At 71.5% G+C, this 17,324-nt stretch carries 14 protein-coding genes; 7 read left to right on the forward strand and 7 right to left on the reverse strand.

Annotation, left to right across the window (positions count from 1 at the left end; translation table 11 throughout):
• Positions 1 to 17 precede the first annotated feature (17 nt).
• Positions 18 to 1,568: a M1 family metallopeptidase gene (locus tag OG432_RS03680; protein WP_328307644.1), complete on the forward strand. Its 1,551-nt coding sequence runs from the start codon at positions 18 to 20 to the stop codon at positions 1,566 to 1,568.
• A 194-nt stretch (positions 1,569 to 1,762) separates the two neighbouring features.
• Entirely contained in the window at positions 1,763 to 2,788 is a 1,026-nt protein-coding gene (locus OG432_RS03685) for a LacI family DNA-binding transcriptional regulator (protein WP_328307646.1), read from the forward strand.
• 116 nt (positions 2,789 to 2,904) lie between these two features.
• Here the strand turns inward: OG432_RS03685 and OG432_RS03690 are convergent, their stop codons facing one another.
• Positions 2,905 to 3,783 (reverse strand): oxygenase MpaB family protein, encoded by an 879-nt coding sequence (locus OG432_RS03690; protein WP_328307648.1) that lies wholly within the window; start codon positions 3,781 to 3,783, stop codon positions 2,905 to 2,907.
• A gap of 513 nt (positions 3,784 to 4,296) precedes the next feature.
• Between OG432_RS03690 and sph the strand changes: the two genes are divergently transcribed.
• The 3 genes from sph (at position 4,297) to OG432_RS03705 (ending at position 7,554) form a co-directional block, all read left to right on the forward strand.
• The gene (gene sph, locus OG432_RS03695) at positions 4,297 to 5,283 is read left to right on the forward strand and encodes a sphingomyelin phosphodiesterase (RefSeq protein WP_328307650.1); all 987 of its coding nucleotides are present in this window, start codon (positions 4,297 to 4,299) and stop codon (positions 5,281 to 5,283) included.
• 316 nt (positions 5,284 to 5,599) lie between these two features.
• A complete protein-coding gene (locus tag OG432_RS03700; protein WP_328314986.1) occupies positions 5,600 to 6,676 on the forward strand; it encodes an alpha/beta hydrolase in 1,077 nt (358 codons plus the stop codon).
• Between the two features lie 128 nt (positions 6,677 to 6,804).
• A complete protein-coding gene (locus tag OG432_RS03705) occupies positions 6,805 to 7,554 on the forward strand; it encodes a MerR family transcriptional regulator (protein WP_328307652.1) in 750 nt (249 codons plus the stop codon).
• A 97-nt stretch (positions 7,555 to 7,651) separates the two neighbouring features.
• Here the strand turns inward: OG432_RS03705 and OG432_RS03710 are convergent, their stop codons facing one another.
• The 4 genes from OG432_RS03710 to OG432_RS03725 all read right to left on the reverse strand — a co-directional run bounded on the left by OG432_RS03710 (position 7,652) and on the right by OG432_RS03725 (position 13,458).
• Positions 7,652 to 9,826: a 3-hydroxyacyl-CoA dehydrogenase NAD-binding domain-containing protein gene (locus tag OG432_RS03710; protein WP_328307654.1), complete on the reverse strand. Its 2,175-nt coding sequence runs from the start codon at positions 9,824 to 9,826 to the stop codon at positions 7,652 to 7,654.
• Positions 9,827 to 9,866: 40 nt separating this feature from the next.
• Positions 9,867 to 11,081 (reverse strand): acetyl-CoA C-acetyltransferase, encoded by a 1,215-nt coding sequence (locus tag OG432_RS03715; RefSeq protein ID WP_328307656.1) that lies wholly within the window; start codon positions 11,079 to 11,081, stop codon positions 9,867 to 9,869.
• Positions 11,082 to 11,165: 84 nt separating this feature from the next.
• The gene (locus tag OG432_RS03720; protein WP_328307657.1) at positions 11,166 to 12,308 is read right to left on the reverse strand and encodes an acyl-CoA dehydrogenase family protein; all 1,143 of its coding nucleotides are present in this window, start codon (positions 12,306 to 12,308) and stop codon (positions 11,166 to 11,168) included.
• A gap of 1 nt (position 12,309) precedes the next feature.
• Positions 12,310 to 13,458, reverse strand: a complete 1,149-nt coding sequence (locus OG432_RS03725) for a CaiB/BaiF CoA transferase family protein (RefSeq protein ID WP_443058332.1) — start codon at positions 13,456 to 13,458, stop codon at positions 12,310 to 12,312.
• Positions 13,459 to 13,751: 293 nt separating this feature from the next.
• Between OG432_RS03725 and OG432_RS03730 the strand changes: the two genes are divergently transcribed.
• On the forward strand, positions 13,752 to 14,933 hold the full coding sequence (locus tag OG432_RS03730) for a saccharopine dehydrogenase family protein (protein ID WP_328307661.1): 1,182 nt from the start codon (positions 13,752 to 13,754) through the stop codon (positions 14,931 to 14,933).
• 12 nt (positions 14,934 to 14,945) lie between these two features.
• On the opposite strand, the gene OG432_RS03735 is transcribed toward OG432_RS03730, so the two are convergent.
• On the reverse strand, positions 14,946 to 15,668 hold the full coding sequence (locus tag OG432_RS03735) for an endonuclease V (protein ID WP_328307663.1): 723 nt from the start codon (positions 15,666 to 15,668) through the stop codon (positions 14,946 to 14,948).
• 73 nt (positions 15,669 to 15,741) lie between these two features.
• Here OG432_RS03735 and OG432_RS03740 point away from each other — a divergent pair, with 73 nt between their 5' ends.
• Positions 15,742 to 16,041, forward strand: coding sequence for a YciI family protein (locus tag OG432_RS03740; RefSeq protein ID WP_328307664.1), 300 nt, complete (start codon positions 15,742 to 15,744; stop codon positions 16,039 to 16,041).
• Here OG432_RS03740 and OG432_RS03745 read toward each other — a convergent pair.
• Complete coding sequence (locus OG432_RS03745) at positions 16,038 to 17,111, reverse strand: WD40/YVTN/BNR-like repeat-containing protein (protein WP_328307666.1); 1,074 nt, start codon at positions 17,109 to 17,111, stop codon at positions 16,038 to 16,040. The genes OG432_RS03740 and OG432_RS03745 overlap by 4 nt on opposite strands.
• Positions 17,112 to 17,324: the final 213 nt, after the last annotated feature.

Raw genomic sequence — 17,324 nt, forward strand, 5'->3', positions numbered from 1 at the left:
GACGACTTGGAGCTTTTGTGCACCGCAAAATCATCGCCCCGAGCGTGCTCGCCGCCTCCCTGCTGCTGGTGATCCCGGCGTCGGCCGCGGACTTCACTCCGGGCGCCCCGGGCATCGGCGACCCCTACTACCCGGCCAGCGGCAACGGCGGCTACGACGTCTCGCACTACGACCTGAAACTCAAGTACCAGCCTGCCACGGACCTGTTGGAGGGCACGGCCACCCTGCTCGCCACCACCAAGCAGGACCTCTCCCGCTTCAACCTCGACTTCGGCCTCGCCGTCAGCGAGGTACGGGTGAACGGCACCAAGGCGACGTTCGCCACGTCCGGCAGCCACGAGCTGGAGATCACCCCGGCCACACCGCTGCCCAAGGGCAAGGCCGTCACCGTCGTGGTGAAGTACGCCGGCAAGCCGTCCGAGCTGAAGGTCGACGGCTGGACGGCGTGGCAGCGCACTCCGGACGGCGGTGTCGCGGCCCAGGAGCCCGACTCGGCCGTGTGGTGGTTCCCGTCCAACGACCACCCGCTGGACAAGGCCACGTACGACATCTCCGTGAAGGTGCCCGACGGCACCCAGGCCATCAGCAACGGCGTTCTGCAGAGCCAGAGTTCGAAGATCGGCTGGACGACGTACAACTGGCGCTCCAACAAGCCGCAGGCGTCCTATCTGACCACGCTCGCGGTGGGCAAGTTCGACATCACCACCGACAAGACCGCGAGCGGCCTGCCCGTCCTCAACGCCTACAGCAAGGACCTCGGCGACAACGACGGCGCCGTACGCGCCAGTGTCGAGCGCACCAAGGACGTGACCGAGTGGCTTGAGAGCGTTTTCGGCCCGTATCCCTTCAACGCGGTCGGCGGGTACGTCCCGAACGTGCCGAGCCACTTCGCGCTCGAAACGCAGACCCGCCCGTTCTACAGCCCCGCCCAGTTCGCCAACGGCGCCAACGTCTCCGTGGTCGTGCACGAACTCGCGCACCAGTGGTACGGCGACAGCGTCGCCGTCAACGGCTGGAAGGACATCTGGGACAACGAGGGCTTCGCGTCCTACGCCCAGTGGCTCTGGTCGGAGAAGGAGGGCGACGGCACCGCTCAGGAACTCGCGGACTGGGTCTACTCGCAACACCCGGCCGACGACCCGTTCTGGCAGGTCAAGCCGGGTGACCCGGGCCCGGACAACCAATTCGACGGCGCCGTCTACGACCGGGGCGCCGTCGCCATCCAGGCGCTGCGCAACACGGTCGGCGACACATCCTTCTTCAAGATCCTCAAGGGCTGGCCGGCCCAGCACGCCTACGGCAATGCGGCCGTCGGCGACTTCGTCAAGTACGCCGAGAAGATCTCGGGCAAGCCGCTCGCGGAGCTCTTCGACACCTGGCTCTTCCAGCCGGCCAAGCCCTCCGCCGCGGCTGCCGCCAAGGCCGGGTTCGGTCCTCGGGCGGGCGTCACGAAGGCGCCGTCCGCCAGGTCGGCGCAGCCGGTCACCCCCCGCGGGCCCGTGACACCGGTCGAACCGAAGTCGTGGAAGAAGATCGTGGAGTCGCATTCGGCGCACACCCAGCGCTGAGGCGGGGGCAGCGAGGCGACGGCGGGTCGAGAGAGCGCTCTCGGCGCGGATCCGCACCCGATACGCTGCCGGGCACAGCGGTTCCGCTCTGCGGGTCCGCGGGCATCGGCGGCGCGGTCACGAGCCGCGCCGCCGGGGCCACGCCGGGCGTCGCCGCGGCCTCGCTCACGTCTCGCCGATGAGGAGAACTCGCCTTGACCGAGCAGTACTTCGGTACGCGCCCCACGCTCGAAGCCGTCGCGGCGCTCGCGGGCGTCTCCCGTGCCACCGCATCGCGGGTCGTCAACGGTGGTTCGGGGGTGCGCCCACCCCTGGTCGACAAGGTGCGCCAAGCCGTTGAGGAGCTGGGCTACATCCCGAATCCGGCGGCCCGCTCCCTGGTCACCCGGCGTACCGGCGCGGTGGCCGTGATCGTCGCCGAGCCGGAGACGCGGTTCTTCTCCGATCCCTTCTTCTCCCAGCAGATCCGCGGCATCGGCAAGGAACTCACCGCGCACGACACCCAGTTGGTGCTGCTGCTCGTCGAGGGCGCGGACGACTACGGAAGGGTGTCGCGCTATCTCGCGGGCGGCCATGTCGACGGGGCGCTCGCCTTCTCCCTGCACGAGGACGACCCGCTGCCCGGGATCACCCGCGGGGCCGGCGTCCTGACCGTCTTCGGCGGCCGTCCGGGCTTCCCCACCCGCGTGCCCTATGTGGACGCCGACAACCGGGGCGGTGCGCGGGAGGCCGTGCGCCACCTGCTCTCGATCGGCCGCAAGCACATCGCGCACATCGCGGGCCCGCTGGATCAGACCGCCTCGACGGACCGCCTCGCCGGATACCGCGACATGCTTCCGGAAGCGGATCCGGCCCTGGTGGCGGAAGGCGCGTTCACCTCCGGGAGCGGGGCGGCCGCGATGTCCCAACTCCTGGTGCGGCGGCCGCAGTTGGACGCCGTGTTCGCGGCCAACGACCTGATGGCCTCGGGCGCTCTGCGGGTTCTGCGCGAGAGCGGCAGACGCGTGCCGGACGATGTCGCGCTGGTCGGCTTCGACGACATGGCCTCGGTGGCCGAGGCGACCGATCCGCCGCTGACGACCGTACGTCAGGAGATCGAGGAGATGGGGCGGCTGATGGCACGGCTGCTGCTGCGCGGTCTCGACCAGGGCGGCGCCGAAGTGGCGCCACCCGCCTCGGTGATCACCCCGACGACGCTGGTCCGACGCGCCTCGGCCTGAGCCCGCCTCGCGCTCGCCCCCGCCGCGGACGGGCACCACGCCGGTACGACGCCGGTACGACGCCGGTACGTCACCGACGACGCGCCGACACGGGACCGGCGGCGACCCGGTGAGGCCTACCGAGAGCGCTCTCGGCCTCCCGACGAGCGCCTGAACTCCGCCCGCGCCCGGCGCGCGAGCGGCAGATAGCGCAGCCGCTCCGGCAGTACGGGCCCGACCACGCGGACCACCCGGCCCAGGCGGCGCAGCTTCCGTTCCTGCTCGTCCGTCCATTCAAGGCCGATCGTCTCCCGCGCGTCCGGCGGCATGAAGCCGATCGTGACGAACCGGCGGAAGCGCGCGAAGGGCGGCAGCAACACGGGCCAGAGCGCTCTCAGCACGAGCCGGAGCGGCAGCGGCCCCCGGTCGGGGGCCGGAACGGAGAGGTCCGTGGCCAGGAGTTCCTCCACCACGACGTTGGAACGGATCTCGTCGGCCAGGACCTTGCGGTAGTAGGGCCGGAACTCTTCGATGGTCCCCGGCATGTCCTGGTCGCCGATGCCGAGGATCCGGCCCACTTGGAGCCACTCCGCATACAGCTTGCGGTGCTGGGCGTCGGTGAAGGGCCGGCCGATGTACTGCTGGGCGTGGGCGTAGACGGGGTAGCCGGTGGCATGCACCCACGCGTAGTAGGCGGGGGTCAACGCGTGGTAGCGCCGCCCGGTGGCGTCGGTGCCCCGGATCGTCTTGTGGAGTTCCCGGAGCCGGCGTCCTTCCGCGACAGCCTGGTCGCCCCCGTACACCCAGAGCTGGAGCGAGCGCAGAGAGCGCTCTCCGCGCCCCCACGGGTCGGTGCGGAACACCGAGTGGTCATCCACGCCGGCCCCGACCGCGGGGTGCGCGACCTGCATCGTGAGCGCGGCGGGCAGGGCGAGAAGCATCCTGACGTCTCCGGCGAGGCTCCACAGCACACCTCCGGGAGGCGGCGGCGCGGGCGCGGGGTCTCGGCGGCTCATTCCTGGGCTCCCTGAGGCTGGCGGATCTGTGGTGACTGCCGTGTTCGCAGGGATTCCAGTATGCAAGCGCCGCGATCACGATGGCATCCGGGGGGCATGGGGCCGGCGTCCGGCGCCGTGCCCCGGACGTTCATCGCCCCGCGAGGATCGGTGGGCCCGCCTCCGGCCGAAGGGGCGGCGACCGGGTCGGCCGGCTCACCAGCGGGCCCGGAGCTCACCACGCTCGCGGCCGCCCGATCGTTCGGAGTCTCGCGGCACGACTGGGTGCGGCGTGCGAGCTCGCGACCTGGTCCACCCTGACGCCGGCCTCGTGCGGAGCGGTTCCGGAGCCGCGGCCTCCTCATGGGACTCGCCCGCGAGAGACCGCCGGAGCCGCCGGAGCCGCCGGAGCCGCCGTACGCCTGATCGTACGACGGGGGCAAGTCTGTGGACGCAGAGAGGTTACCTCTAGGTAACCGCAGCTGCTTTGATGTGCGCGCCGGTCCAATCCCCACGCAAGCCACAGGAGTTCACGTGCCGCACTTCTCGCTCCGCCGGGTTCCCGGGGCGGCCCTTGCCGCCGCGCTCGCCGTCGTCACCGCGGCCACCGCCGCGCCCGCCACGGCCACCGCGGCCACGCCTCCCCACCTCAAGGTGCTGACGTACAACACGTTCCTGATGAGCCAGAGCCTGTACCCGAACTGGGGCCAGGACCACCGGGCCCAGGCGATCCCCGCGGCCCCCTTCTTCCAGGGCAATGACGTCGTGGTGCTGCAGGAGGCGTTCGACAACACCGCGTCGGACGCGCTGAAGCGCAACGCCGCGGCCCAGTACCCCTACCAGACACCCGTCGTCGGCCGGAGCAAGGACGGATGGGACGCGACCGGCGGCTCGTACTCCTCGACCACGCCGGAGGACGGTGGCGTCACCCTCCTCAGCAAGTGGCCGATCCTGCACAAGGAGCAGTTCATCTACAAGGACGCGTGCGGCTCCGACTGGTGGTCCAACAAGGGCTTCGTGTATGCGGTGTTGGACGTGAACGGCACCAAGGTGCACGTCGTCGGCACCCACACCCAGTCGACGGACTCGGGGTGCGGTGCGGGAGAGGCGGTCAAGGACCGCGCCCTGCAGTTCAAGGCGATCAAGTCGTTCCTCGACGCCAAGAACGTCCCCGCGAGCGAAGAGGTCATGGTCGCCGGCGACTTCAACGTCGACTCGCACGGCTCCGAGTACGTGTCGATGCTCGCGAACGGCGGCCTGGTCGGCGCGGACTCGCGGACGGGTCACGCGTACTCCTTCGACACCGCCGAGAACTCGATCGCCCGTTTCCGCTATCCCACGGACCCGAGCGAGGACCTGGACTACGTCCTCCACGTCGCGGGTCACGCGCGCCCGTCCGACTGGAACAACAACGTGGTGCAGGAGTCCACCACGCCCTGGACGGTGAGCAGTTGGGGCACCGACTACACGTACTCGAACCTCAGCGACCACTATCCGCTCCAGGCGGGACGGACCGCCTGAGCACGGCGTCGTCACCGATGGCCGGATGAGACCCTCCGCCGGGAAAGCGCGTTCCGGATCTGGTTAGGGTGCGCGGCAGGCCGCCCCGCGTCTCATGTCGCGCGTGGCCGGCCGCTACCCAGCCGTCGTTGTGTACAGGGGGAGGCGTCCAGTGAAGCTCCGCGCCCATCGGATACGGACCGGCGAGGTCCACCACTCGGCTCCCGGAACGCTCGCACGCCCCGGCCGTGACCGCGTCGCGGGGCGCGGGACGCGGGAGCCCGTGCCGGGGTACGGGGTGGGGGCCGGCCGGGCCGGCGGCGGCCCGCGGCGGGGGCTGCCGCGGATCAGGGCCGGGCTCGCCGCCGTCGGCGCCGCCCTTCTCCTGCTCGCCGCACCCGCCGCTCCCTCCGCCCACGCCGACGCTCCCGCGCCCCCGGTCCTGGCCGACGGGTTCGGCCTGACCCAGGTCGGCGCCGCCACCGGGAGCGCGACCAACTTCGTCATCACGGTCAGGACGGCCGAGGTCGCGCGGGAACACCACATCCGGATCCTGCTGCCCGCCGGCTACGCCGACGCGCCCGCCAAGCGCTATCCCGTCTTCTACTTCCTGCACGGTGCCTCCGACGACCCGGCCAATCCCTCGGTGGCCTATCCCGCCCTCACCCGATCCACCTCGATGATCACGGTCATCCCGGACGGCGGCCCCAGGGGCTGGTACACCAACTGGCTCGACCAGAACACCGCCGCCGGGGCGCAGAACTGGGAGAACTTCCACATCGGCCAGGTGATCCCGTTCATCGACGCCAACCTGCGCACCCTGGCGACCAAGCGGGCGCGGGCCGTGGGCGGGCTCTCCATGGGCGGCTTCGGCGCCCTGCACTACGCCCAGCGGCATCCGGACCTGTTCGGCCAGGTCGCCACGTTCTCCGGGGCCGACGACCTGTCGGTGGACCACATGGTGATGCGTGGCGCCGTGGTCGCCACCCTGACCAACGCCGGCGCCCCGCTGTGCGGCAACACCGCGGACGCCACCTGTTCCCTCGACTTCGGCCCCACGGTGTCGAGCGACGCCGTCTTCGGCACGCCGTACCCGGTGCTGGGCGCCGACTGGCGCTGGAACGAGGCGGATCCCTGCGCGCACATGGCGGCGCTGGCCGGGACGGGCATCGCGATCTACACCGGCGACGGCGGGGGCGACCCCTCCGGCATGGAGTTCTGGGTCGAGTCGGCGGCCCGGCACGCCAAGGACCGCCTGGACGCCCTCGCCCTGCCGTACCACTACGTGGACTACGGCAACGGATCCACCTGGGGCGCCGACTGCCACGGCGGACACGAGAGCGGTTGCTGGGCCCAGGACCTCGTGGACTACGTGCCCCGTCTCGAAGCGGCGTTCGCCGGTGCCGCCCACTGACGGGAGGCGCGGCCCGCGGGCGTATTGAGCAGTGATGGTGAGACAGCAATACTGTTGCACCGGAACGGCCGCGCACATGTGGGCCGGAAACATGTGGGCCGGGAACACCGGGGAAACGAGGCACTTCCATGGCGACGGAGACCGAGGAGCCGACACTCACGGTCGACGAGCTGGCCGCGCGGGCCGGTGTCACCGTGCGCACCATCCGCTTCTACGGCACCCGCGGGCTGCTGCCGCCGCCCGTGATCGGGCCGCGCCGGGTCGGGCACTACGGGCCCGCCCATCTGTCCCGGCTCGCGCTGATCGAGGAGTTGCAGCACCACGGGATGACGCTGGCCGCGATCGAGCGCTACCTGCAGCAGTTGCCGGCCGACCTGAGCGCCCACGACCTGGCGATCCACCGGGCGGTGGTCGCCTCCTGGGCTCCCGACACGGCGGACGACGCGAGCCTGGCCGACCTGGAGCGGCGAGCCGGGCGACCGCTGTCCGCCACCGACATCGACCGGCTCACCGCGATGAACGTCCTGGAACGGATCGCGGGGTGCACCGACACCTTCCGCGTCGACCCGGGACTGCTCGCGCTGGGTGTACAGCTCCTGGACGTGCCCATCGCGCACGAGACGATCCTGGCGGCCCGCACGGTGCTGATGGAGCACACCCGCTCGGCCGCCCACGAGCTGACCCGGCTCTTCCGTGACGAGGTGTGGAACCCCTACCGGGAACGGGAGTCGGACCCCGACCACGTCGAGGCCATGAAATCGCTCTCCGCCCACATGCAGCCGATGGTGCTCCAGGCGCTCGTCACCGCCTTCCAGCGCTCCCTGAAGGAGGAGTTGCGGGCGGCGTTCGGCTCGGCCCAGAGCCACCCGGAGGCCTGATCCCCGGGCCCCGGTCGGGGCGCGGGGAACGGCGCGACCGGCTCGGCACCCCACGCCCCGGGTCCGAGGACGAAGCACCCCGGACCCGGCGGAGCGCCTACGCGTCCTTGAACGTCTCGCCCTTCTCCGCCTTCTCCACCAGCAGGGCCGGCGGCTGGAAGCGCTCTCCGTAGCGCTCGGCCAGCTCGCGGGCGCGGGCCACGAAGCCGGGCAGACCGCCTTCGTACCCGTTGATGTACTGCACCACCCCGCCGGTCCAGGCAGGGAAGCCGATCCCCATGATCGAGCCGATGTTGGCGTCGGCCACCGAAGTGAGGACGCCCTCCTCGAAGAGACGCACGGTGTCGAGGGACTCCGAGAAGAGCATCCTCTCCTTCATGTCCTCGAACGGGATCTCGTGACCCGGCTTGGTGAAGTGCTCGCGCAGGCCGGGCCAGAGCTTGGCCCGCTTGCCGTCCTCGCCGTACTCGTAGAACCCCGCGCCGCCGCTGCGGCCGGTGCGGCCGAACTCGTCGACCATGCGGTCGATGACCGCGTCCGAGGGATGTCCGGGCCAGACTCCGCCCGCCTCCTCGACGGCGCGCTTCGTCTCGTTGCGGATCTTGCGGGGCAGCGTCAGGGTCAGCTCGTCCATCAGGGAGAGGACCTTGGCCGGGTAACCGGCCTGCCCCGCGGCCTGCTCGACGGATGCGGGCTCGATGCCCTCGCCGACCATCGCGACGCCCTCGTTGATGAACTGGCCGATCACGCGGGAGGTGAAGAAGCCGCGCGAGTCGTTCACCACGATCGGGGTCTTCCTGATCTGGCGTACGAGATCGAAGGCACGGGCCAGGGCCTCATCGCCGGTGCGCTCGCCCTTGATGATCTCCACCAGCGGCATCATGTCGACGGGCGAGAAGAAGTGCAGACCGATGAAGTCGGCCTGGCGCGCGACGCCTTCGGCAAGACCGGTGATGGGCAGCGTGGAGGTGTTGGAGCAGAGCAGGGCGTCCGGCTCGACGATGTCCTGGATCTCCTGGAACACCTTGTGCTTGAGAGCGGTGTCCTCGAAGACCGCCTCGATCACGGCGTCACAGCCCGCGAGGGCCTGGGGGTCGGCGGCCGGGGTGATCAGGGCGAGCAGCGCGTCCCGCTGGGCCTCGGTCGTACGCCCGCGGGAGAGCGCTTTCGCCAGCAGTTTCTCGGAATACGCCTTGCCCCTGAGAGCGGCTTCGAGCGACACGTCCTTGAGGACGACCTCGATGCCAGCCCGTGCGCAGGAGTACGCGATGCCCGCGCCCATCATGCCGGCGCCGAGGACCGCGACCTTGCGGACGGGGCGCGGCTCGATGCCCCGGGGGCGGCTGACGCCGGAGTTGACCGCCTGGAGGTCGAAGAAGAATGCCTGGATCATGTTCTTCGCGGTCTGCCCGGTGACCAGCTCGGTGAAGTACCGGGCCTCGATGGTGAGAGCGCTCTCGAAGTCGACCTGGGAGCCTTCGACGGCGGCGGCCAGGATGTTGCGCGGCGCCGGGTAGGGCGCGCCCTGGAGCTGCTTCTTGAGGTTGGCAGGGAACGCCGGCAGGTTGGCGGCGAAGCGGGGATTGGACGGCGTGCCGCCCGGGATCTTGTACCCCTTGACGTCCCACGGCTGCTGGGATTCGGGGTGGGTGTCGATGAACGCGTGTGCCTGGGCGAGCATTTCCTCGGGCGTGGCGGCGATCTCGTGCACGAGAGCGTTCTCCAGGGCGCGCCGCGGGGAGTACTGCGTGCCCTGGAGCAGCACCTTGAGCAGGGCGTCGGCGATGCCCAGGAGGCGGACGGTGCGGGTCACACCGCCGCCCGCGGGGAGCAGCCCGAGCGTGACCTCGGGCAGGCCGATCTTGGAGCCGGGGGCATCCAGCGCGATGCGGTGGTGGGCGGCGAGTGCGATCTCGTAACCGCCGCCCAGGGCGGCGCCGTTGATCGCGGCGACGACCGGCTTGCCGAGCGTCTCGATGCGGCGCAGCGAGTTCTTGATGGCGGTGCCGGTGTCGAAGGCCTGCTGGGCGTGTTCGGGGCCGACCTGGATCATGTCCTTGAGGTCGCCGCCCGCGAAGAACGTCTTTTTCGCGGAGGTGTAGATGATGCCGCGGATGGAGTCCTTCTCGGCCTCCAGGCGGTCCGCGACGGCCGCGATGGAGTCCTTGAAGGCCTGGTTCATCGTGTTGGCGGACTGGTTGGGGTCGTCGAGTACGAGGGTGACGACGCCGGTCTCGTCTTGTTCCCAGCGGATGGTCGTGCTCTTCGTCATTGCTCAAATCTCCGTATGAGGGGATGCCGGGACGGGACGGTCAGACACGCTCGACGATGGTGGCGACGCCCATGCCGCCGCCGACGCACAGGGTGGCGAGCCCGTAGCGCAGGTCGCGGCGCTCCAGTTCGTCGACGAGGGTGCCGAGGATCATCGCGCCGGTCGCGCCGAGCGGGTGGCCCATGGCGATGGCGCCGCCGTTGACGTTGACCTTGTCGAGGCTGAGGCCCATGTCGGCGACGAAACGGAGCACGACGGCGGCGAAGGCCTCGTTGATCTCGACGAGGTCGATGTCGTCGATGGTCAGTCCGGCCTTGGCGAGCGCCTTGCGGGTGGCGGGCGCGGGCCCGGTCAGCATGATGGTGGGCTCGGAGCCGGAGACCGCGGCGGAGACGATGCGCGCCCGCGGGGTCATCGCGTAGCGCTCTCCGACCTCGCGGGAGCCGACGGCCACGAGGGCGGAACCGTCCACGATTCCGGAGGAGTTGCCTGCGTGGTGGACGTGGTCGATCTCCTCGACCCAGTGGTACTTCTGGAGGGCGACGGCGTCGAAGCCGCCCAGGTCGCCGATGCCGGCGAACGAGGGCTTGAGGCCGGCGAGGGAGTCCGCGGTGGTGCCGGGGCGCATGTGCTCGTCGTGGTCGAGCACGACGAGGCCGTTGCGGTCCTTGACCGGGACGACGGAGCGGGCGAACCGGCCGTCCTTCCAGGCCTCGGCGGCGCGCTCCTGGGAGAGCGCGGCGTACTCGTCGACGTCGCGGCGCGTGAAGCCCCCGAGGGTGGCGATGAGGTCGGCGCCGATGCCCTGGGGGACGAAGTTGGTGGAGAAGTTGGTCATGGGGTCGGCGAACCAGGCGCCACCGTCGGAGGCCATCGGGACGCGCGACATCGACTCGACGCCGCCGGCGAGCACCAGGTCCTCCCACCCCGAACGGACCTTGACCGCGGCCAGGTTGACGGCTTCGAGGCCGGAGGCACAGAAGCGGTTCTCCTGGACGCCGGCCACGGTGTCGGGCAGTCCGGCGGCGATCGCCGCGATGCGGGCGATGTCGGATCCCTGGTCGCCGACGGGGCCGACGACACCGAGCACGATGTCGTCGATGGCGGCCGGGTCCAGGCCCGGGAAGCGCGTCCGCAGTTCGTGGATCAGGCCGACGACGAGGTCGATCGGCTTGGTGCCGTGCAGGGCGCCATTGGCCTTGCCGCGGCCGCGCGGGGTGCGGATCGCGTCGTATACGTACGCTTCGGTGCTCAACGTCGGGCCTTTCGGATGAGGGTGGTTCGGGATGCGGGGCCGGCCGCCCGGGGGAATGCGGCCGGCCGGGCGGGGGACGGCGGGTCAGCCGAGCAGGGAACGGCCGATGATTTCCTTCATGATCTCGGTCGTGCCGCCGTAGATCGTCTGGATGCGGCCGTCCGTGAAGGCCTTGGCGACCCGGTACTCGGTCATGTAGCCGTATCCGCCGTGGAGTTGGAGGCAGCGGTCGGCGACGCGCTTTTGCAGTTCGGTCGCCCACCACTTGGCCATGGAGGCGTGCACCGCGTCGAGTTCGCCGTTGGAGTGGTCGACGATGCAGCGGTCGAGGAAGGTGCGGGTGACGGCGCACTCGGTGGCCATCTCGGCGATCTCGAACCGGATGTGCTGGAGCTTGGAGAGCGGGCGGCCGAAGGCCTCGCGCTCCTTGACGTAACTCGTGGTGATCTCCAGGAGGTGTTCGGCGGCGGCGATTCCGGCGACCGCGATGCCCATGCGCTCCTGTGCGAGGTTGGTCATGAGGTGGATGAAGGCGCCGTCGAGTTCGCCGAGGAGATTGTCCTTCGGGACGCGTACGTCGTGAAAGAACAGTTCGGCCGTGTCCTGCGACTTCTGGCCGATCTTGTCGAGGTTGCGGCCGCGTTCGAATCCTTCGGCGCCGCGCTCCACGACGATGAGGGACAGGCCCTTGGCGCCGCCCTCGGGGGTGGTCTTGGCCACGACGACGACCAGGTCGGCGAGGATGCCGTTGGAGATGAACGTCTTGGACCCGTTGAGCAGCCAGTGGTCGCCCTTGTCCTCGGCCGTGGTGCGGATGCCCTGGAGGTCGGAACCGGCGCCGGGCTCGGTCATCGCGATGGCGGTGATCAGGGAGCCGTCGCAGAATCCGGGCAGCCAGCGCCGCTTCTGCTCCTCGGTCGCGAGCCCGGTCAGATACGGGCCGATGATGTCGTTGTGCAGGCCGAGCGCGAGCCCCGCCGCCCCGGCGCGGGTGAACTCCTCGGCGAGGACGGCGCTGTAGCGGAAGTCGCCCTGGCCGCCGCCGCCGTACTCCTCGGGCACGGCGAGCCCGAGCAGCCCCTGCTTTCCGGCCGCGAGCCACGCCTGGCGCGAGACGATGCCGTCCTTCTCCCACTGCTCGTAGTGCGGCAGGACCTCCTTGGCGAGGAAGGTGCGGACGGTCTCGCGGAACGCCTCGTGCTCGGCACTGAAGATCTGCCGTTTCAACTCAAACCTCCTGTACGGGGGTGGGCGCCGGGTCCGGCGCCAGTGCCGGCAGGTTCCAGTCGCGGGCCACGTCCGCGGTGTGGGCGCCGGGCAGGGCGGGGGGCCGCCGGATGGATCCGGGGGTGGCGGAGAAGCGGGGTGCGGGCGCGGGCTGGGTGGTCCCGCCGTACCCGGTGAAGGTGGCGCGGGCCGCGAGGTGCGGATGGTGCGGCGCCTCCGTGAGGGACAGGACGGGAGCGACACAGGCGTCCGATTCCTCGAAGACGGCCGTCCACTCCTCGCGGGTCCTGGTGCGGAACCGCTCGGCGATGGTGGTGCGCAGCTCCGGCCAGCGGGCGAGGTCCTTGCGGGCGGGGGCCACGTCCTGGATGCCGAGGAGGCGGACGAACTCGTCGTAGAACCGCTGCTCCAGGGAGCCGACCGCCATGTACTGGCCGTCGGAGGTCTCGTACGTGCCGTAGAAGGGACAGCCGCCGTCGAGGAGGTTGGATCCGCGCCGGTCCTGCCAGCCGCCGGCCGCCATCATGGCGTGGATCATCGTGGCGAGGTGGGCGCTCCCGTCGACGATCGCCGCGTCCACGACCTGGCCCGCTCCCCCGCCCCGCGCGTGCTGGAGGGCGGCGAGCACGCCGATGACGAGGTAGAGCGATCCGCCCGCGTAGTCGCCGACGAGGTTGGCCGGCACGACCGGGCCGCCGTCGGCGGGACCGATCATGCCGAGGGTGCCGGTGATCGCGATGTACGCGATGTCGTGCCCGGCACGCTGGGCCAGCGGGCCGTCCTGGCCCCAGCCCGTCATCCGGCCGTAGACGAGAGCGGGGTTGCGGGCCAGGCACTCCTCGGGGCCGACGCCGAGCCGCTCGGCCACGCCGGGCCGGTAGCCCTCGATGAGGATGTCGGCGCGCTCGACGAGGCCGAGGACCAGGGCGGCCCCTTGCGGCGCCTTGAGGTCGACGATCACGGAGCGCTTGTTGCGGTTGGTGAGGTCGTGCGCCGGGTCGACGCCGAGACCCGCGCCGCCCGGACGGTCCACGCGCACCACGTCGGCGCCGAGATCGGCGAGGAGCATGGCGGCGAACGGGCCGGGCCCGATGCCCGCCAGTTCGACCACGCGCACCCCGGCGAGCGGGCCGGTTCCTGTCGCTGCCATCAAGCCCCCAGCCATGTGACACAACTGATGTAACATCAATGATGCTAAGAACACGTTCCACTCCGCACAAGCCCCCATGAGCAACCGCTCAGCATGTCGGGCCGGCCGTGTCGCGCCGGTTGCCCCGATACGCCGGTCTTGCCCGCGGCCCGTCGCCCGCCCGGGTCGCTTTGCGGTCGTCCCGCGGTCCTCGGGGAGACGGGCCCGGATGCCCCGACCGGGGCCCGCACGCTAGCCTCACAACCCGGCATCGGCCGACGGCGTCACCAGGCAGCAGAAGTGCGGAGGCACAGGTGGAACCCTCGAAGCGGCATTACGACATCGTGTTGTTCGGCGCGACGGGTTTCGTGGGGGCGCTGACCGCCCAGTACCTCGCGGTCCACGCGCCCGAAGACTGCCGGTGGGCGATCGCCGGCCGCAACCGCACGAAGCTGGAGCGGCTGCGCGAACGGCTCACCGAGCTCAATCCCGCGTGCGCCACACTGCCGCTGCTCACCGCCGACTCCACCGACACCGGCTCGCTGCGCGCGCTCGCCGGGTCGACGCGGGTCCTCGCCACCACCGTCGGCCCCTACGTCTGGTACGGCGAGGGCCTGGTCGAGGCGTGCGCCGAGGCGGGCACCGATTACCTGGATCTGACCGGGGAGCCGGAGTTCGTCGACACGATGTACGTCCGCCACGACGCGCGGGCCCGTGAGCGGGGCGCCCGCCTGGTGCACGCCTGCGGCTTCGACTCGGTGCCGCACGACCTCGGTGTCCTGTTCACCGTGCAGCAGCTCCCCACCGGTGTTCCGCTGCGGATCGACGGCTTCGTCCGCACCAACGCGACCTTCTCCGGCGGCACGCTGGCCTCCGCGCTGACCGCGCTCGGCCGGGGCGCGCAGACCGCGCGGGCCGCACGGGAGCGACGTCTGCACGAACCGCGGCTCGTGGGGCGGCGGGCCCACGCCCCGCTCGGCGCGCCCCACTTCAGCAAGGAGACCGGCCTCTGGGCGCTGCCCATGCCGACCATCGACCCTCAGGTCATCGCCCGTTCGGCGGCGGCCGACGACCGGTACGGTCCCGACTTCCGTTACCGGCACTTCGCCGGCGTCAAACACCTTCCGGTCGCCATCGGCGGCGTCGCCGCGGTGGGGGCCGTGGCCGTGGCCACCCAACTCCCGCCCGCACGCACCTGGCTGATGAACCGTTACGAGGCGGGTCAGGGCCCGGACGAGCCGCGGCGGCGGCGCAGCTGGTTCACGGTCCGCTTCGTCGGCGAGGGCGGCGGGCGGCGGGTGTTCACGGAGGTGTCCGGCGGCGACCCGGGCTACGACGAGACGGCGAAGATCCTCGCCGAAGGCGCGCTCTGTCTCGCCTTCGACGAACTCCCCGAGCGTGCGGGACAGTTGACGCCGGCGACCGCGATGGGGCCGGCCCTCACCGAGCGGCTGCGGGCCGCCGGGATGCGGTTCCGGGTCGCGGACACGCGCTGACGGAGCCGGACCTCAGGACTCCGACCGGGCCCGGGGCAGGGCCTGTTGGGCTCCCTTGAGGGCTAGGCGGCACAGCGAGTCGGCGTGCCGCGTGGTCTCGGGGAGCCGGTAGCGCCGGGCGAGCCGGAGGGTGTGGGCGACCGCGCCGTCCAGGCTCACCCGGTGGCCGACCGAGACGAAGACGGGCTTGGTGGCGTCCTGGGTGCGCACGGCGCGGCCCACCTCGGCGCCGTCGTCGGCGAGCAGCGGGGAACTGTCGCCCCGGCGGGGCCCTGGCGGCTCGTAGGTGAAGGTGAACGGGTTCTTGGCGACGCCCATGACGGGGAGCCCGGTGAGGACGCCGAGGTGGCTCGCGAGGCCGAACCGGCGCGGGTGGGCGAGCCCGTACCCGTCGCAGACGACCAACCCGGGCTGCGCGTCGAGCCGTTCGAGCGCGGCGAGCACGGTGGGGATCTCGCGGAAGGCGAGGAGACCGGGAACGTAGGGGAACGCCACCCTGCCGACCGCGGTGGCCTCCTCGACCACCTCCAGGGTCGCGGCGTCGAGCACCACGGCGGCCGCGACGACGAGGTCGCGCTCGTCGTCGTAGGCCACGTCCACGCCGGTGACGAGGCCGCTGCCCGGGGGCGGCCCCGGCTCGTCCCGCACGACCCGGCCGCGCAACTCGTCCTGCACGGCGAGCGCGGCCGCCTCGTCGCCCGGCCAGCCCTGCGGAATCCCCGTGATGATCTCCATGCCACCAGCCTAGGTGTCCGAGCGGCCAGGCCCCCGAGGGGCCGCGGCGCGGGCCCGCAGTATCGTGACGATCATGTTCATACTCGAGCTGACCTACATCGCGCCCCTGGACCGTATCGACGCCCTGCTCGACTCCCACGTCGCCTGGCTCGACGAGCACTACGCGGCGGGCGTGTTCATCGCGTCGGGCCGCAAGGAGCCCCGCGACGGCGGGGTGATCCTGGCCGTCGGCGACGACCGCGCGGCGATCGAGGAGGTCGTGGCGAGCGACCCGTTCCTCGTCGACGGACTGTGCACCTACCGGGTCACGGAATTCCTCGCGACCAAGGTGGCGCCCGAACTCGCCCCGTACCGCGAGACGTTGGCCGGCTAGTCCGCAAGCCGCGCCACCCGCCCCTGTTCGCCCGCGGCCCAGCACCCGCCGTCGGCGGTGCAGTCGACCGTGTCGTACGAGCCGGTGTCCACGGTCCGCCAGGTGCGGCCGCCGTCGCGGGTGACGTCGGTGCCCGTCGGTCCGACGGCGAGCGCGGCCGAGCGCGAGTGCGCCAGCCACGCGACGCCCGAGCGGTATCCGGCGACCGGCACCGTCGCCCCGCGCCAGCGGCGGCCGCCGTCCCCGGTGAGCGCCGCGGCGTTCGGTGACGGCTGCCCCGTACGGTAGTCACCGCCCACCGCGATGCCGTGCGTACGGTCACGGAAGGCCAGCGCGAACACCCCGCGGGCCGGGTCGCCGGCCGGGATGCCCGACTCGGCCGCCGTCCAGGTGAGCCCGCGGTCGGCGGAACGCAGCACCCGACCGGTCGCGCCGCCGCCCGTGGCGAGCCACACGTCCCTGGGCCCCGACGCCACCAGGCACTGACCGCTCGCGGCGAAGCCGGCCTCTCCCGGCTGCGCGGCCGGCATCCCCGCGCTGGGCAGGACCGTCCAGGAGCGGCCGCCGTCGGCGGTGGACAGGATGCGGTACTTGCCGTCGACGGGGTCGCTCATCGCCAGGCCGTGCCGCGGATCGAAGAAGGTCAGGCAGTCGTAGAACGCCTTGGGGTCGGTGTTGCGGAACGACTCGCTCCACGTGGTTCCGCCGTCCTCGGTGCGGTAGACGCGCGATGCCTCGCCCTCACCGATCGCCAGCACCACGGCGCGCCGCCCGTCGAATGCCTCCACGTCCCGGAACTCCAGACCGGCGGCGCCGGGCGGCGAGACGTTCTTCCAGGTGCGGCCGCCGTCCGCGGTGCGCAGGACCGTGCCCCGGGTGCCCGCGACCCACGCGGTCGACCTGCTGATGGCGGCGAGCCCGCGGAAGCGGGCCTCGCTCCCGGTGTCCCTCATCTGCCAGGCGGGCGTGGAGCGCCCGTGCGCCTGGGCCGGCGCCGTCAGCGCCGCCACCAGGGCCACCCCGCCCAGTCCCGCCGCCAGCATGCGTCGCGTCTTCCCCATGGACCTCATGGCGTCGGAAGCTAGCCGAGGCCGCCCCACCCGTCCAGAGTGCCGGGCGCGGGGCAAGAATTGAGCCATACGAGACACGGGTGGTGCGGTGTGGCCGAGGAGATAGCGGGAACGAGCCCCTTGACGACTGATCCGACCGCGCCCACGGGCCGGTGGCCGTCAGTGATGCAGGTCACGTGAACCTCCGGTGCACGGAACGCTGAATTTCGACGT

Origin of the sequence: Streptomyces sp. NBC_00442 (genome assembly GCF_036014195.1) — a bacterium.
Classification (GTDB): domain Bacteria; phylum Actinomycetota; class Actinomycetes; order Streptomycetales; family Streptomycetaceae; genus Streptomyces.

Bases quoted from the DNA above. Each gene is read 5' to 3' on its own strand.
- OG432_RS03690 (WP_328307648.1), bottom strand. From the start codon at position 3,783: ATGAGCCGCCGAGACCCCGCGCCCGCGCCGCCGCCTCCCGGAGGTGTG.
- OG432_RS03705 (WP_328307652.1), top strand. From the start codon at position 6,805: ATGGCGACGGAGACCGAGGAGCCGACACTCACGGTCGACGAGCTGGCC.
- OG432_RS03710 (WP_328307654.1), bottom strand. From the start codon at position 9,826: ATGACGAAGAGCACGACCATCCGCTGGGAACAAGACGAGACCGGCGTC.
- OG432_RS03725 (WP_443058332.1), bottom strand. From the start codon at position 13,458: ATGGCAGCGACAGGAACCGGCCCGCTCGCCGGGGTGCGCGTGGTCGAA.
- OG432_RS03735 (WP_328307663.1), bottom strand. From the start codon at position 15,668: ATGGAGATCATCACGGGGATTCCGCAGGGCTGGCCGGGCGACGAGGCG.
- OG432_RS03740 (WP_328307664.1), top strand. From the start codon at position 15,742: ATGTTCATACTCGAGCTGACCTACATCGCGCCCCTGGACCGTATCGAC.
- OG432_RS03745 (WP_328307666.1), bottom strand. From the start codon at position 17,111: ATGAGGTCCATGGGGAAGACGCGACGCATGCTGGCGGCGGGACTGGGC.